The 16,129-nt window shown below is 38.1% G+C and carries 13 protein-coding genes; 12 read left to right on the top strand and 1 reads right to left on the bottom strand.

Features of this window, described 5'->3' with window-relative positions:
- Positions 1 to 46 precede the first annotated feature (46 nt).
- Both NQ185_RS17815 and NQ185_RS17810 read left to right on the top strand, forming a co-directional pair.
- A complete protein-coding gene (locus NQ185_RS17815; RefSeq protein WP_257583385.1) occupies positions 47 to 1,300 on the top strand; it encodes an alpha-L-fucosidase in 1,254 nt (417 codons plus the stop codon).
- A gap of 103 nt (positions 1,301 to 1,403) precedes the next feature.
- Positions 1,404 to 3,776: a glycoside hydrolase family 95 protein gene (locus tag NQ185_RS17810; protein ID WP_257583384.1), complete on the top strand. Its 2,373-nt coding sequence runs from the start codon at positions 1,404 to 1,406 to the stop codon at positions 3,774 to 3,776.
- Positions 3,777 to 3,941: 165 nt separating this feature from the next.
- On the opposite strand, the gene NQ185_RS17805 is transcribed toward NQ185_RS17810, so the two are convergent.
- Positions 3,942 to 5,585 carry a DUF4091 domain-containing protein gene (locus NQ185_RS17805; protein ID WP_257583383.1) on the bottom strand — a complete coding sequence of 548 codons (1,644 nt, stop codon included), beginning with the start codon at positions 5,583 to 5,585 and terminating at the stop codon, positions 3,942 to 3,944.
- A 185-nt stretch (positions 5,586 to 5,770) separates the two neighbouring features.
- Between NQ185_RS17805 and lutA the strand changes: the two genes are divergently transcribed.
- The 10 genes from lutA to NQ185_RS17755 all read left to right on the top strand — a co-directional run bounded on the left by lutA (position 5,771) and on the right by NQ185_RS17755 (position 15,754).
- Positions 5,771 to 6,487 (top strand): lactate utilization iron-sulfur protein LutA, encoded by a 717-nt coding sequence (gene lutA, locus NQ185_RS17800; protein WP_257583382.1) that lies wholly within the window; start codon positions 5,771 to 5,773, stop codon positions 6,485 to 6,487.
- Between the two features lie 16 nt (positions 6,488 to 6,503).
- The gene (locus NQ185_RS17795; RefSeq protein WP_257583381.1) at positions 6,504 to 7,931 is read left to right on the top strand and encodes a LutB/LldF family L-lactate oxidation iron-sulfur protein; all 1,428 of its coding nucleotides are present in this window, start codon (positions 6,504 to 6,506) and stop codon (positions 7,929 to 7,931) included.
- On the top strand, positions 7,928 to 8,647 hold the full coding sequence (locus NQ185_RS17790) for a LutC/YkgG family protein (RefSeq protein ID WP_257583380.1): 720 nt from the start codon (positions 7,928 to 7,930) through the stop codon (positions 8,645 to 8,647). Before NQ185_RS17795 ends, NQ185_RS17790 begins: the two co-directional genes overlap by 4 nt.
- A 118-nt stretch (positions 8,648 to 8,765) precedes the next feature.
- Positions 8,766 to 9,974, top strand: coding sequence for an ROK family transcriptional regulator (locus tag NQ185_RS17785; RefSeq protein ID WP_257583379.1), 1,209 nt, complete (start codon positions 8,766 to 8,768; stop codon positions 9,972 to 9,974).
- A gap of 19 nt (positions 9,975 to 9,993) precedes the next feature.
- A complete protein-coding gene (locus NQ185_RS17780) occupies positions 9,994 to 10,815 on the top strand; it encodes a sugar phosphate isomerase/epimerase family protein (RefSeq protein ID WP_257583377.1) in 822 nt (273 codons plus the stop codon).
- A 12-nt stretch (positions 10,816 to 10,827) separates the two neighbouring features.
- On the top strand, positions 10,828 to 11,799 hold the full coding sequence (locus NQ185_RS17775) for a Gfo/Idh/MocA family protein (protein ID WP_257583376.1): 972 nt from the start codon (positions 10,828 to 10,830) through the stop codon (positions 11,797 to 11,799).
- Positions 11,800 to 11,816: 17 nt separating this feature from the next.
- The gene (locus NQ185_RS17770; protein ID WP_257583375.1) at positions 11,817 to 12,800 is read left to right on the top strand and encodes a Gfo/Idh/MocA family protein; all 984 of its coding nucleotides are present in this window, start codon (positions 11,817 to 11,819) and stop codon (positions 12,798 to 12,800) included.
- A 1-nt stretch (position 12,801) separates the two neighbouring features.
- Entirely contained in the window at positions 12,802 to 13,785 is a 984-nt protein-coding gene (locus NQ185_RS17765) for a Gfo/Idh/MocA family protein (protein ID WP_257583374.1), read from the top strand.
- 31 nt (positions 13,786 to 13,816) lie between these two features.
- On the top strand, positions 13,817 to 14,680 hold the full coding sequence (locus NQ185_RS17760) for a sugar phosphate isomerase/epimerase family protein (protein ID WP_257583373.1): 864 nt from the start codon (positions 13,817 to 13,819) through the stop codon (positions 14,678 to 14,680).
- A gap of 12 nt (positions 14,681 to 14,692) precedes the next feature.
- Entirely contained in the window at positions 14,693 to 15,754 is a 1,062-nt protein-coding gene (locus NQ185_RS17755; RefSeq protein WP_257583372.1) for a Gfo/Idh/MocA family protein, read from the top strand.
- Positions 15,755 to 16,129: the final 375 nt, after the last annotated feature.

Genomic DNA, 16,129 nt, shown 5'->3' with positions numbered 1-16,129 from the left:
TATCAACTTCAGTTAAACATATTTTATTAAACAAGGTGTGGAAAAAATGGCAATAAATAAACTTGCGCTTCCAACAAAATCACAACTAGCTTGGCAAAATCTCGAATTAGGTGTTTTTTGCCATTTTGGCATTAATACTTTTTGTGATCAAGAGTGGGGAGAAGGTACGGATTCTCCTGAATTGTTTAATCCAACAGAATTGGATGCTGCAGGGTGGGTGAAGCTTGCAAAAGATGCGGGATTTAAATATTTTGTGTTGACTGCAAAACATCATGATGGTTTTTGTCTTTGGCCAACAGCAACGACTGATTACTCTGTAAAATCAAGCCCTTGGAAAAATAGCAACGGTGATGTTGTCCGCGAATGTGCGGATGCTTGTAAAAAAGAAGGCATTCACTTTGGACTATATTTATCTCCATGGGATCAACATGAGCCTTCCTATGAAGATGCAGAAGCGTATGATGATTTTTATTCCGAACAGCTAACAGAACTATTGACACAATATGGCCCCATCGTGGAAGTTTGGTTTGATGGTGCTGGTTCAGAAGGTAGAGAGTATAACTGGGAAAGAATCATTAGCATTGTGAAAAAATATCAGCCGGATGCAATGATCTTCAATATGGGGCAACCGACCATTAGGTGGGTAGGCAATGAAGAGGGCCTAGCTCCATATCCTTGCTGGAATACCGAAAGTGCTGCGAAAATCAGCATGTTTTCAGATGAAAAGGTAAATTGGCTGCCGGGCACTCCTGAATGGCTGCCTGCTGAATGCGATGTTCCGATCCGTAAGCTACACTGGTTCTGGCACCCAAATGATGAAGCAAGTCTCCGTTCGTTAGATGAGTTGATGCATATTTATTACAATTCTGTCGGACATGGGACAAACTTATTATTGAACGTTTCACCAGACAATCGTGGATTAATTCCAGAAATTGATGCCGGGCGTCTGTTGGAATTTGGAGCTGAAATTAAAAGAAGATTTTCGAATCCTCTAGGGACTGTATCAGGTAATGGACGGGAGCTAGAATTAACCTTAGAAAGAGAAATGTTAATCGATCATATTGCTTTAATGGAAAATATTGAATATGGTGAGCGGGTACGTAAATTTGAAATCTTAGCTTTTGCCGATGAAGTGTGGAAAGTAATTGTAGAAGGATCTGCAATCGGCCATCGCTATATTAAGCAATTTTCTGCAATTAAAACGAGTAAATTAAAATTAAGAGTGACGGACTCAGCAGCATCACCGATAATGAATGAATTTTCTTGTTACTTAACGAATAACGTGCAGTTGCTGGTTTAAACCCTTTTTCAATAGAATACAAAAGAATACACCGTGGTCTGGGCTGAAGTGTATTCTTTTTTTCATTCAAATAAGTTATAAACAATTGACGGAGGATGATCCATTGAACTTGTTAACGTATAAAAAGTCCGCAAAAACTTGGACTGAAGCAATGCCACTAGGTAATGGGAAAATTGGTGCTATGCACTTTGGCGGCGTTGAAGTTGATCAATTTCAGCTGAATGAAGACACGCTTTGGTCTGGTCCACCTAAAAAAGATAAACGCTATGATGACAGGGATTCACTTAAAAAGGTAAGGAAATTCATTGATGAAGAAAAATATGAAGAAGCAATTAACGAAACGAAGAATATGTTTGGTCCGTATACTCAAGCCTATATGCCACTTGGCAATCTAAACATTCATTATTTACATGGTGATGCAGCTCAGAAATATGAAAGGAATTTAAATATAGAAGAGGCAATATCCACTGTAAAATACATAGTTGGTAAAGCAGAATACACAAGAGAAGCATTCATTTCCCACCCACATCAAGTGTTAGTTATCCAACTTGCAAGTTCAATAGAAAATGGATTGAATGTAAATATTACACTCGACAGTCCATTAAAATATAAAATTTCTAATTCGAATGAAAATGTAATTTTACAAGGCATTTGTCCAGAAAAATGCGAACCTAATTATGTTCATGAAAACGAACTCCCTATCGTGTATGGAGAATTCGAGGAAACTGACGCGATTCATTTTGAAGGGAGATTGGGAGTTGTAGCAGAACACGGAAAAGTCAGTTCTGAAAATGGAGTCCTTTCCATTAAGAATGCTACTAAAGCCTTATTATATTTTTCAGTTGCCACTTCATTTAATGGCTTTGATCAATTGCCCGGGAAATTTTTTGACGATTTAACTCGAAAAAATGAAGAGATTCTTGCTAAAGCAATGAGTATTTCATATGAGCAACTGAAGGCTGAACATATTCAAGATTATCAAAGTCTCTTTAACCGTGTTCAATTCTCATTGGATTACGATGATTCGGAAATCATACTTGACACGGATGAGAGAGTGAAGAAGTATGGTGCATACGATTTAGGAATGGTTGAACTATTATTCCAATATGGGCGATATTTATTGATTTCATCATCTAGGGAAGGGACTCAGCCTGCAAATTTACAAGGGATTTGGAATGACTCAACTCGTCCACCGTGGTCTTCTAACTATACGTTAAATATCAATGCAGAAATGAACTATTGGCCAGCTGAGACAACGAATCTACCGGAATGTCACCGCCCACTATTAAAACTTGTTAGTGAATTAGCATTAAATGGAGAGAAAATGGTAAGTGATCGCTATGGATTAAAAGGATGGACAGCTCACCATAATTCAGATTTATGGAGGCAAGCAGATCCAGTAGGAGGCGACCGCCACGGAGACCCCATTTGGGCGTTTTGGCCAATGGCAGGTCCTTGGTTATGCCGTCACTTATGGGAACATTTTTCGTTTTCTCAAGACCGAGCATTTTTAGAAAAAGAAGCGTTGCCACTTATGAGGGGGGCAGCTGATTTTTGTTTAGATTGGTTGGTAGAGGATGAAAGTGGCTATTTGACAACTTCGCCTTCTACTTCACCGGAACAGCTCTTTTATACCAAAACGGGACAAGTAGGTTCAGTCACAAAAGGGGCAACAATGGATTTGCAAATTACTTGGGATTTGTTTACAAATTGCATCGAGGCGGCAGCTGTATTAAGTATCGAAGACGAATGGATAGAGAATATAAAACGAGCAAGGGACCGTTTATATCCAATGCAAGTTGGAAAATATGGACAGTTGCAAGAATGGGCTATCGATTACGAAGATGTTGAACTACATCATCGCCATGTTTCACATTTATATGGCGTTTATCCGGGCAAGCAAATCAAGGGTGGTCCTTTACTGGATGCTGTCAAGCAAACTCTTAACAGAAGAGGGGATATTGGGACTGGTTGGAGTCTTGGATGGAAAATCTGTCTATGGGCAAGGTTGAAAGATGGTGAACGAGTAAATACATTGTTGCAACAATTATTTAATGTTGTTGACGCCAATAATACGGTTTTCGTTGGAGGAGGAATATACCCGAACCTTTTAGGTGCACACCCGCCCTTTCAAATTGATGGGAATTTCAGCTATACAGCCGGAGTAGTCGAAATGATCATTCAATCTCATAAAGGCTATGTTGAACTATTACCTGCACTTCCGTCGACTTGGATTAAAGGTTTTATTAAGGGAATTCGCGTTCAAGGTGGTTTTGAAGTGAATATATCCTGGGATAAGAAGCTTGTGGATGAAATAGAGGTAATTTCTAATGCCGGGAACTCATTTATTCTAAAATCCTGTAAATCTGTCATTATTCGTCAAAAAGAAAAAGAGGATAAAGTGATAGCACCAGTTGATGGATTAATAGAAATTGAAATGAATAAAAATAAGAAGTATCAATTAATATTTATATAAGATTGCCGATTTTCAAGTCTGTTGATTGGAACAGAAGGTGCGAGACTCCCTCGGGAAATCCCACATGAATCTAATGCTGAGGCAGCTCCCGGGCTCCTAATGGAAAGCGAGCGCTGAAGGAAAAAAACAAAAATGGCGAAGGGAATATTCCTTCGCCTTTTGGTTTTATTTACTTAGCTCTTGTTCTATCTCCCTATTAACCTCTTCTCTTAATTGGAAAATATATTCCTTATCATTCGGATAATCGTCAAAAGTAATTGTTTGAGACTTTTCAATAATATTCAAAACAAACGCTTTACCTTTTAAATGTTCAAGCCATTGAAATGCCCGTAGATCTTGTAAAGCCTGATAAAAGACCCGTGAACGAATAGAAGGAATTGCTTCGCCGTTCTCCCCTGGATAGACAAGGAACGTATCACCCGAAGGAAAAGCTTTTTTTGCATCTGTAATTTCATAAGGATTTATTAGCTCTACCGAATATTGGCTGTTGTAAAAGTTATATCCCCAATGTAGGAATCCCTCAATCTCATATTTAAATAATTGTGTTGCGATGATTCGATTTCTTGCTGAAGGCATCGACATGAAACGATTGCTTACTTTTTGATTTTGGGCACAGCAATAATAAGTCCATAAATTAGCGACATTATGATCAATGAAAGTTTGGATATGGTCATTCGCTACAACAGGCTTCGTAACAATTCCTTTCTGATAGAATGAATAATCGCTTAACGCATCAATGATTTTAAAATCTTTTAAATAGGGTTCTGCGATTGCTTTCGCTTTTGAATAAGTAGCAATATTGTTTTCGTTTGGCTCATCTGATATATGAAAATAAACTTTTTCTGAGTCCCAATTTTCTCTTAAAAACTCAGTTAATGCAGGGAGAAATGAATCTAAAAACAGTCTATATTTTGTGCTGTCTGCAGCCACGTCCCAACCAAATTTTCTTACTAGCTTCCCATCTTCTGTTACCATAATTTTAGGAGTATACTCGGCGCCCCATTGTGTAAAAAGGTGGGCAATTTCAATGTATTTTATTCCGTTCTTTTTGCATAGTTCTAACCATTTTTTTAAGAGGGTAAAATCAAAATTGTACTCGCTATTTTTGTATGAAATTTGCACGAGTTGTACGGTTGTTCGTTCGCCCCCAACTCTCGTATCCAAAGGTGGTGTGAAGATAGGAGTAAGAATCATATTAATCCCATTTTCTTTTGCGGCGGCACGAATGAAATTATTTATGATACGCCAATGTTCATCGGTAAAAGCTTCTACACCATAATAATTTGCCAAACAGTCAGTGTGGAACCATTGTGTATGAATTAATTTTTGTTCTGGCAGCGCATACGGAATGACCCGAATCGTTAAAGATTGTTCGAAGATGGAATGGTAATTTTCATCGGTAATTGTTATATTTAATGCTTTTTCACCAATAGCTCCAGTTTTAGGAAAAACATCAACCCAAATAGAATTCCAACCATCTGATTCTAGCTCAATTCTTTCAGTCGTTGCCGGAGCAAGCAAATCGGGAAATAATCCTGGCAAAGTAGAAAGGTAATTTTCATCATGTGAATCTGCATATGCTGGTAGAGTAGATGGTACTTTTTTCACAAGGCTAACAGAAGTAGAAATTGTATCATCAGCTTCTAGAAGAATATGAGCTTTCTTATTGTCAAAACAACGATAAGCAATCTGAAAAGAAAATTGTTCATTTTGGAAAATTGAAATGTCATTTAATGGTATCGTATTTGGCGTGTTTGCTGGAAATACTTTTTCTAATGAATCTGTTAACCGAAATTCAAAATTAGCCATGAATAAATCCCCCATTGATGAAGTTGTAAATGCCATCTTTCTGTAATTTTTATATTAATTCTTAGGGAGAATTTTAGCAATGGATAATAAAAAGGTAGTCATAAGATGGTCTGTTGACTGCTGATCGATAAAGGAATAAAGTAGAATTATATGAATCTTCAATATTTGGAAGAAGGTTGAAAAATATGAAAGTCAGTTTATTTGCAACATGTTTAGTAGATATGTTTCATAGCCATGTAGGTAAAGCGGCAGTGGAGTTACTAGAACAGCTCGGTTGTGAGGTTGATTTTCCCGAGTCACAAGTTTGCTGCGGTCAGCCGGCTTATAATAGCGGTTACGTGAAAAATTCAAAAGAAGCGATGAAAAGAATGATGGATGCTTTTGAGGAGTCAGAATATGTCGTTGGACTTTCAGGGTCCTGCGCATACATGTTTCACGAATATGAGAATATTTTTAAAGGGGATCCAGTTTGGGGACCAAAAGCAAAAGCCCTTAAACAGAAAACATATGAAATGACCGAATTTATTGTGGATGTTCTAAAGGTTGAAGATGTTGGAGCTACGTTCCAAGGGCATGTAACTTTTCATACCTCCTGCCATATGACAAGACTTTTAGGTGTCACTGAAGCACCTATGAAACTGTTGGAAAATGTAAAGGGTCTTGAATATACAGAGCTTCCTGAGAAACATCATTGCTGCGGATTTGGTGGGACTTTCTCGGTGAAAATGTCCCGAATTTCAGAACAAATGGTGGATGAAAAAGTACAACATATAGATGAAACCGAAGCCGAATATTTAATCGGTGCAGATTGTGGCTGTTTGATGAATATAGGCGGAAGAATAGATCGTCTTGGAAAACAAGTAAAGGTAATGCACATCGCAGAAATATTAAATACCAGGTGAAAAGAGGTGGGAAAACATGCCAATGAAAATTGATACTGGCGACTTTAAAAAGCGTGTTGATACCGGGATTCAAAATAATTTTATGAGGGGAGCGGTTTCTGGCGCCCAAGAAAGGCTGCAGACAAGGCGAATAGATGCAGCTAAAGAACTTGGAAACTGGGAAGAGTGGCGTTCACTTGGAGAAGAAATCCGGAAGCATGTTTTAGAAAATCTGGATTATTATTTGTATCAATTAAGTGAGAATGTCTCAAAAAGAGGAGGACATGTTTTCTTTGCGGAAACACCTGAAGAAGCAAATGACTATATCCGTGGTGTGATCAAAAATAAAAATGCCAAAAAGGTCGTCAAATCAAAGTCAATGGTGACAGAAGAAATCGATTTAAATCCATTTCTTGAGGAAGCTGGATGTGAAGTAATTGAAACTGACCTTGGTGAATATATTCTTCAAATAGATGGTCACGATCCTCCTTCGCATATTGTTGCCCCTGCCTTACATAAAAATAAAGAGCAAATTAGAGACGTTTTTACAGAAAAACTAAACTATCAGCAGACCGAAAAACCTGAAGAATTAGCTTGGCATGCGAGACAAATGCTTAGGGAGGAATATTTGACAGCAGATGTTGGCATAACCGGCTGTAATTTTGCGGTGGCCGAAACGGGTTCAATTTGTTTAGTGACAAATGAGGGGAATGCTGATCTTGTCACAGCCTTACCAAAAACGCAAATTACCGTAATGGGAATGGAAAGGCTTGTCCCGACTTTTGAAGAGTTGGAAGTTCTAGTAGGTCTACTTACAAGAAGTGCAGTTGGGCAAAAGCTAACAAGTTATATCACAGTACTAACCGGTGCAAAAGATGAAGGGGATGTCGATGGGCCCGAAGATTTTCATTTAGTTATTGTCGATAATGGAAGATCTGATATTTTAGGCGGAGAATTTCACTCGATTCTTCAATGTATTCGCTGTGCAGCCTGTGTGAATGTATGTCCAGTTTATCGGCATGTAGGCGGCCATTCATATGGCTCGATATATTCCGGTCCTGTCGGTGCTGTCCTTTCTCCCTTATTAGGTGGTTATGATGACTATAAAGAACTTCCATATGCTTCAACATTATGTGGCGCTTGCACGGAGGCTTGCCCAGTTAAAATTCCACTCCACGATTTATTGCATAAACATCGCCAAGTTATTGTTGAAAAAGAAGGAAGAGCTCCTATCTCCGAGAAACTAGCGATGAAAGCTTTTGGTTTAGGGGCGGCATCTCCATCCCTTTACAAACTAGGTTCAAAAATAGCTCCTACAGCTATGAATCCATTTACAGACGGCAATAAGATTTCCAAAGGTGTGGGTCCATTAAAAGCATGGACTGAAATTCGTGAATTTCCGGCTCCAAATAAAGAGAGATTCCGAGATTGGTTTAAAGACCATAAAAAGGGTGAGGATCAATGAGTGGAACCATTCAAAATAGAGATTCTTTTCTAAATAAAATTGCAGTCCAACTAGGGAGAGATACACCCCTATCAAACGTCGAAAGACCTGAGTGGAGCTATCATCCTCAAGATGCCGTGTTAAAGAATGCCGATGCTGATGAATTATTGGAAGCTTTGAAAACACAATGCACCAAAATACATACAGATCTAATCGAAACAAATAAGGCGGGATTAGTTGAAACGATGCGAAAAATCGTTTCGGAATATGGTGGAGGACCGATCATAACCTGGAAGGATTCCCGTTTTGATGAATATGGACTTTCGTCATTATTTAATGAAATATGGCCCGAAGAAAATGTAGAAATTCATCAATGGAACCCACAATTAGGTAAAGAAAATATAAAACTTGCAGAAAATGCAAATGTTGGAATCACTATAAGCGATATTACATTAGCGGAGTCTGGGACTGCGGTCTTATTTAACAATCATAATCATGGGAGAACTGTTAGCTTTTTACCTTTGAAATCCCTCATCCTTATTCCAAAAAGCTCCATTGTTCCAAGGATGACACAGGCAGCAAGGATGATTAGGGAAAAAGTAAAAAATGGGGAACATCTTGCCTCATGTATAAATTTCATTACTGGACCAAGCAATTCGGCCGACATTGAAATGAATCTTGTTGTTGGAGTTCATGGACCTGTAAATGCAGCATATATTGTAATAGAAGATTTATAGAAAAAATTCCGCTTTAAAGAAGTATTCGATTGAAAGTAATAGGTTTATTATGATATTCTAAACTTAATAAAGGCACTGGAGAAAGAAACTTATTAAGCGATTTTAATGGAAGGAGATTATGTTGAAAAGGACAGGTGACCTACAGCTTATTAAGGAACTTAATAAGTCAATAATCCTAGATGTTATCCGCAAAAATGGTCCTATTTCAAGGGCGGAGATTGCTAAAAAGATTAATATAAGTCCAACTACTGTTACATCTGCGGTAAGTGATCTTATTAGCGATTTACTAGTTGTAGAAGGTGGAACAGGGGAATCAAGTGGCGGAAGAAAACCTATTTTAGTGCAATTGAATCCAGATATTTGTTTTCTGATTGGTGTGGCGATTGATGCCTCAAAAATTACGATAGCGGAATTGAATTTGAATGCTAAAGTAAAAAGGAAAGAAGTTCACACCTTAGATGAGAATGTTGAACTAGATTTAAGCGCTGAACTGATTAAAATGATTGATCATTTTTTTAATAAATGCAGCAATCTTAATAATTGTCTTGGTATCTCGATCACGATTCAAGGAATTGTCGACTCTGAAAAAGGAGTGGTTGCCTATAATCCAAAACTTAAAATTCACAATCTACCTTTAAAAAGTGCAATAGAAGAAGCGTTTCATATACCTACTTACATAGATAATGATACGAATGGAAGTTTGCTCGCGGAAAAAGGTTTTGGGCATTATCAGCAATCCAAAAACTTAATTTATGTGACAATTGGAGATGGTGTTGGGGCCAGTATGCTTCTGAACGATTCAATCTTCCGGGGCTTTCACGGGGGAGCTGGTGAGTTTGGCCATACAACGATTGATTATAAAGGTTCAACTTGCAATTGTGGAAATGTTGGCTGCCTTGAAAATTATGTTAGCTGGCATGCCATTTATTCACGAATTGTTTTTGAAATTAAGGCAGGAAAGGACTCCCTTTTAGTAGAAGAAGTAGAAGGGAATCTTTCAAACATTACACCAGATTTATTCCGAAAGGCTATTTACGATGGCGATGTATTAGCCAATTCTATTCTAGAAGATGTGGCATTCTATTTGGGGACAGGCCTAGTCAATCTCATCCATTTATTTAACCCTGAAAGAATTATTCTTGGCGGAGATTTGGCATTTGAAAATCCACTTTTAATTAAAAAGGTGAATGATCATATTTCTCAGTTTGCCCTGCAAACGCATACACATAACGTTGAAGTTTTTCCAAGTTCTTTCGGAAATGAATCGGAGGTAGTAGGTTCAGCATCGCTCTTGCTTCATGAATTATTCCACTTTACATTAAAGTGACATTTTAGGAGGGGTATTTATGCTAAAAGGAATCAATCAATGGTGTTATCCTGAGGGAACACCTATTAAAAAAGTGTTTGAGTATAGCAGAAATGCTGGGTTTGATGCTGTCGAGCTCAATTTAAATGAAGCAGGCGGCGTTGGGCTAACAGTAGAGACGACGAAAGAAGAAGCTGAAAAAATCCTTGCAATGGCGAATGAGTATCAATTACAGCTAAGAAGCTTGTCGACATCCCTGCTCTGGAAAACTCCTTTGAGCTCGCCCGATGAAAATGTGAGAGAAGAAGGGATACAAGTTGTCCGAAAAATGTTGGAGATTGCTAGTTTCATAGGAATCGATACAATCTTGCTCGTGCCAGGAGCCGTTTCCAAAGAAGTCTCTTATGATGAATGCTACGTTCGAAGTCAAGAAGCAATCAAGAAAATTATTCCTACAGCTGAAAAGTATAATGTCAAAATTGGCATTGAAAATGTTTGGAATAAATTTTTACTTTCTCCACTTGAGATGGCTAGATACATTGATGAACTAGATTCAGATTATATTGGAGCTTATTTTGATGTTGGGAATGTATTGCAGTTCGGTTTTCCAGAACAATGGATCAACATTTTAGGCAAAAGAATTTTTAAAGTACATGTGAAAGACTTTAGTACAAGTGTAGGAAATATTACCGGATTTGTTCCACTGCTTGCAGGTGATGTTGATTGGAAAGCGGTTAAAGATGCACTTGAGAAGATTGGTTACGAAGATACATTAGTTGCGGAATTGTCGCCATATGCCATATGCCCAAGCACTTTAGCTGATGATACTGCACGTCATTTAGATGTTATTTTAAAAGCCTAGGAGAGTGAATTCATGGAAAAAGTTAAAGTAGGATTTGTTGGTGTCGGTGGTATCGCTTCTGTCCATTTAAAAAATGTTTCCGAAAATGAAAATGCCGAAATTGTTGCTGTGTGCGATATAAACGAAGAAAATGCCGAAAAACAAGGTGAAGCATATAACGCATCTGTTTATACCGATTTTGACTTAATGTTGGAAAATGAACAGTTAGATGCTTTATTTGTGAGCGTACCGCCATTTGCACATGGTGATATAGAAGAAAAAACCGTCAAAAAAGGAATTCATCTACTGGTGGAAAAACCTGTAGAGCTCGATCTTGTGCTGGCGAAGGAAAAAGCAAAAGTTATTCGTGAATCAGGTGTCATCAATGCTTCTGGATATTGCCTTCGTTATTTAGATACGATCCAAAAAGCGAAAGAATACTTAGCAGATAAAAAGATTGCGATGGTTCGTGGTCAATATATTTCTAGTTTCGTGCAAACACCGTGGTATCGCATTATGAGCAAATCCGGCGGCCAATTAGTCGAGCAGGCTACTCATGTAGCGGACTTAATGGCATATCTTGGTGGTGGAATCGAAAAGGTCAGTGCCAATATGTCACTGCAAGTAATGGATGATATCGAGAATATTAATATTCCGGATGTTACTTCTGTAAACGTCACTTTTTCATCAGGTGCTGTAGGGCATTTGGACAGTTCCTTCACTCAACCAGATCATCGCATGGGGGTTGAAGTATTAGGTCGTGATTTCCGTGTTGAATTGGTTGGAACTACTCTTAAAATTGTTGAAAAGGACCATACAGAAACGTATGAATCAGAGGTTGATTTCTACGAAGTTCAAGATCGCACTTTTATCGAAGCGGTGAGAACTAATAATCAAGATCTAATCTTAGCTTCATACGAGGATGGTTTGAAAACATTAGCTGTGACACTTGCTGCTAATCAATCAAATCAAGAAGATAAAGTAATTAGTTTGTCCGATTTATAATGTGAGGTGGGATTGTAATGAAAATAGCAGTAATTGGTTCAGGAAAACTTGGACAAAGACATTTAGACGCGTGGTCAAAAATAGAGGGAATAGAAATAGTTGGTGTTATCGCCCGAAATCAAGATAGACTTAATGAGGTAGCAAGTAAATACGGAACAAAGGCTTTCAGCAGCATTGAAGAGCTCGTTGCAAATACAGATGTTGACGTAATTGATATTTGCACACCTACTCATACGCATGCAGCCCTTGTTGTGGAAGCCGCTAATCATAAGAAACATGTGATTTGTGAAAAACCGCTCGCTTTAAACAGTGTAGAAGCAGAAGATATTATCAAGGTTTGTGAAGAAAACAAAGTTCAACTCCATGTTGGTCATACACTGCGTTTCTTCCCGGAATATGTGGAGGCAAAGAATCAAGTTAAAAATGGAGCAATCGGAAATCCGGGAGTTATTAGAATGTCTAGAGGTGTTCCGCACCCTACAGCAGATTCATGGTATACCGATGAGTCAAAAAGCGGTGGACTATTCATGGACCTAGGCGTACATGATTTGGACTGGTTGCTTTGGACATTTGGCGATGCAGAAAGAGTGATGGCTAAACGCGTAAAACGCAGTGGCGAAGATGGAAATCTAGAGTATGGATTCATTAACTTAAAACTGGCGGACGGTACAATTGCGCATGTTGAGCTTTCTTGGGCAGAAACGAAATTTAAAGCTTCCTTTGAATTAACCGGCGATAAAGGAATGATTACATACAATTACGACGATAGCAATCCATTGGCCGTTCAATTCCGTTCAGAAGAACATGTGCAAATTCCGAGAAACATTTTGGAAAAGGATCCATATCAACGTCAATTGGAACATTTCGTAAAATGTCTTTCTGGAGAAGAACAACCAATCATAACTGCAGCGGATGCGTTAAAAGTTATAAAGGTTGCCGAAGCAGCAATCCAATCCGCTCAAGAAGGACAACCCGTCACTCTAGGAAAAGGGGGAAATTAACATGAAAGTCGGCATCATTAGTTTTGCTCACATGCATGCACATAGCTACGCAACTCATTTAGTAAATCACCCTGATACTGAATTAGCGTTTATTTGGGATGATGATTCTAAGCGCGGACAGGAAATGGCCAATCATTTTGGCTGCCAATATGTATCGAGTCTAGATGAGTTTTTAAGCTCAGATATTGATGCAGTTGTGATATGTTCCGAAAATGCAAAGCATAAGGAGCATGTCGTCAAATCCGCTAAAGCTAAAAAACATATTTTATGTGAAAAACCGATTGCAACTAAAATAGAAGATGCAAAAGAAATGATCAGGGCTTGTGAAGAAGAAGGAGTTATCTTGCAAATCGCATACCCAGTTCGATTTGCACCAGGATTCCAAAAAGCGAAAGAGTTGATTAATTCCGGAGCTCTTGGTGAAATTGTTGCCATCAATGGAACGAACCACGGTAAAATGCCTGGCGGTTGGTTTATTGAAAAGGATCTGTCAGGAGGCGGCGCTGCAACGGACCATATCGTCCATATCATGGATATTATTCGTTGGGTGCTTAATGATGAAGTGAAAAGCGTTTATGCAGAACTTGATAGAAGATTTTATGATATCGATGTGGAAGATTGTGGAATGGTTGCTTTGGAGCTTGAATCTGGCGTTATCGTATCTATCGATCCAAGCTGGTCAAGGCCACAAACATTCCCAACTTGGGGAGATGCTATCATCAATTTCATTGGAACTAAAGGGAATTTACAAGTTGATGCGTTTAAACAACATTCTCTTTATTACAATGATGATGCAAAAGAAATTTCTCAACTTCCTTTCGCAGAAGATATGGACGAGGGACTAGTACGCGATTTCATCGCATCTGTAAAAGGAGGAAAAGCCCCTTCCATTACGGGTACAGATGGATTACGTACATTAGAAGTTGTGAAAGCAGCATATGAATCAAGTGAAAAAGGTCAAACTGTGATAGTAGAAAGACAATAATATTTCGATACATCCATACGAGGTGAACAAAATGAAAATTGGATTAAGTTCATACAGTTTATATCAAGCGATCAATTCCGGAGAAATGACAATTTTAGATGCTATTCAGTGGGTAGCAGATAATGGCGGAGATCATATTGAGATCGTTCCAATTGGATATAGTCTTGATGATAACGACGAGCTCATTGAACAAATTAAAGAAAAGGCACAAAGTGCAGGCATCGAGCTTTCACATTACTTAATTGGAGCTAACTTTTTAACTGAAACAAAAGAAGCCTTTGATGCTGAAATTGAAAGAGTAAAAAAACAAGTAGATATCGCAAATGCTCTTGGAGTTAAGTTCATGAGACATGATGTTGCTTGGCGTGCACCAGCGGATACCTCAATTGTTCAATTTGAAAAAGATCTTCCTATAATCGTAGATGCATGCCAACAAATTGCCGATTATGCAGCTCAATATGGGATTACAACGAGCATAGAAAATCACGGTTTCCATGTTCAAGCAAGTGACCGCGTCCTGCGCTTGTTAAATGAAGTGAACCGCGACAATTTTAAAACGACAGTGGATATCGGCAACTTCTTATGTGCAGACGAAGATCCTGTATCCGCAGTAAAGAAAAACATCAGGCATGCATCGGTTTTACATTTTAAAGATTTCTATATCAGACCATCCTATCAAAACCCTGGCGAAGGATTTTTCCAAACAATTGCAGGTAACTATTTAAGAGGAGCAATTGTGGGCCAAGGGGATATCGATATGGAAGAGATTGTAAGAATCGTAAAAAATTCCGGATTTGATGGTTATGTTTCAATAGAATTCGAAGGTATGGAAGAATGTAAACAAGCTTCAAAAATAGCTTTAGACAATGTTCGCAGACTATTAGGGGAAGTGTAGGAGGAAAATATCATGGGTAAATTAAAAATTGGTGTTATCGGAGCAGGTTCAATATCTGAAGCTCACTTAGGAGCATATGTGAATAATGAAAAAGTGGAACTTTATGCCATTTGTGACTTAAATGAACAAAGAGCAAAAGATAAAGCAGAAAAGTTTGGTGCGAAGAAAGTTTACGTCGATTATAACGAATTAATGAATGATCCAGAAATTGATGCAGTAAGTATTTGTACATGGAATAACACTCATGCTGAAATTGCTACAGCTGCAGTAAATAGCGGCAAACACGTTCTCGTTGAAAAGCCAATGACAACAAGTGTTGAAAAAGCATTAAAGCTTGAAGAAGCAGTCAATAACAGTGGTAAGAAATTACAGGTTGGATTTGTGAGAAGATATGCGTCCAACACACAAATATTAAAAAATTTCATCGAAAAAGACGAGCTTGGTGACATATATTTTGCGAAAGCAACATGTATTCGCCGCCTTGGAAATCCTGGTGGGTGGTTCTCAGATGTTGAGAGATCCGGCGGAGGTCCATTAATTGATATCGGTGTACACGTTATCGACGTATTATGGTATTTGATGGGACGTCCGAAAGTAAAATCTATTTCTAGTAATACGTATAACAAACTTGGAAACCGTAAAAATATTAAAAATCTTTCTTTCTATCAAGCAGCCGACTATGATCCAGAGAAAAATACGGTCGAAGATATGGCAAATGCAATGATCCGCTTTGAAAATGGCGCTTCTATGCTTGTGGATGTGAGCTTTACGCTTCATGCTAAAAAGGATGAAATTGCTGTGAAGCTTTATGGTACAAAAGGCGGGGCAGAAGTAGAGCCGGAACTTGCAATCATAACAGAAAAACACGATACAATCTTAAATGTGACTCCACAAGTAGATAGTCTGACATTTGATTTTATCGATGGCTTCCAAAATGAAATTAATCACTTTGTCGACACTTGCTTAGGTGAGAAAGAAACATTCAGCCCAGTCCAGGATGGTGTCGAAATGACAAAAATATTATGTGGTATTTACGAATCAGCAGAAAAAGGAAAAGAGATTTATTTCGAATAATTTCTACACAAAGCAATCATTTAAAAGGAAATCCGCTCTTAGAAATAGGGGTGGATTTCCTTTTAATTTTAGGAAAATGTTGAAGGGTGTCTAATTATCTGAAGGTTCACAAAATACTGAAAAAACTATTGAAATTATTACATCTTTTATGTTAATGTAAACTTAATAAAGACACTGGAGAAAGATAGTATTAAAGTCTTATAGGGGGGATTTTAACATAATTAATATATTGGGAAACTTACTTTGAAGGTAGTGTCAAAAGTTCTATGAAAACTCAATAGATACTCAGTTCCCTTTCCAGTTATTAGTGGAATGACTCCGCAATCGCCCTTGACAAACACGCCAATGGTTTGAATTCAGGGTAACAAGGGCGAA

Source organism: Lederbergia panacisoli (assembly GCF_024626525.1).
GTDB classification, from domain to species: domain Bacteria; phylum Bacillota; class Bacilli; order Bacillales; family Bacillaceae_C; genus Lederbergia; species Lederbergia panacisoli.
The sequence above is the reverse complement of the archived record's forward strand: the minus strand, read 5'-3'. Positions and strand labels throughout refer to the sequence as shown.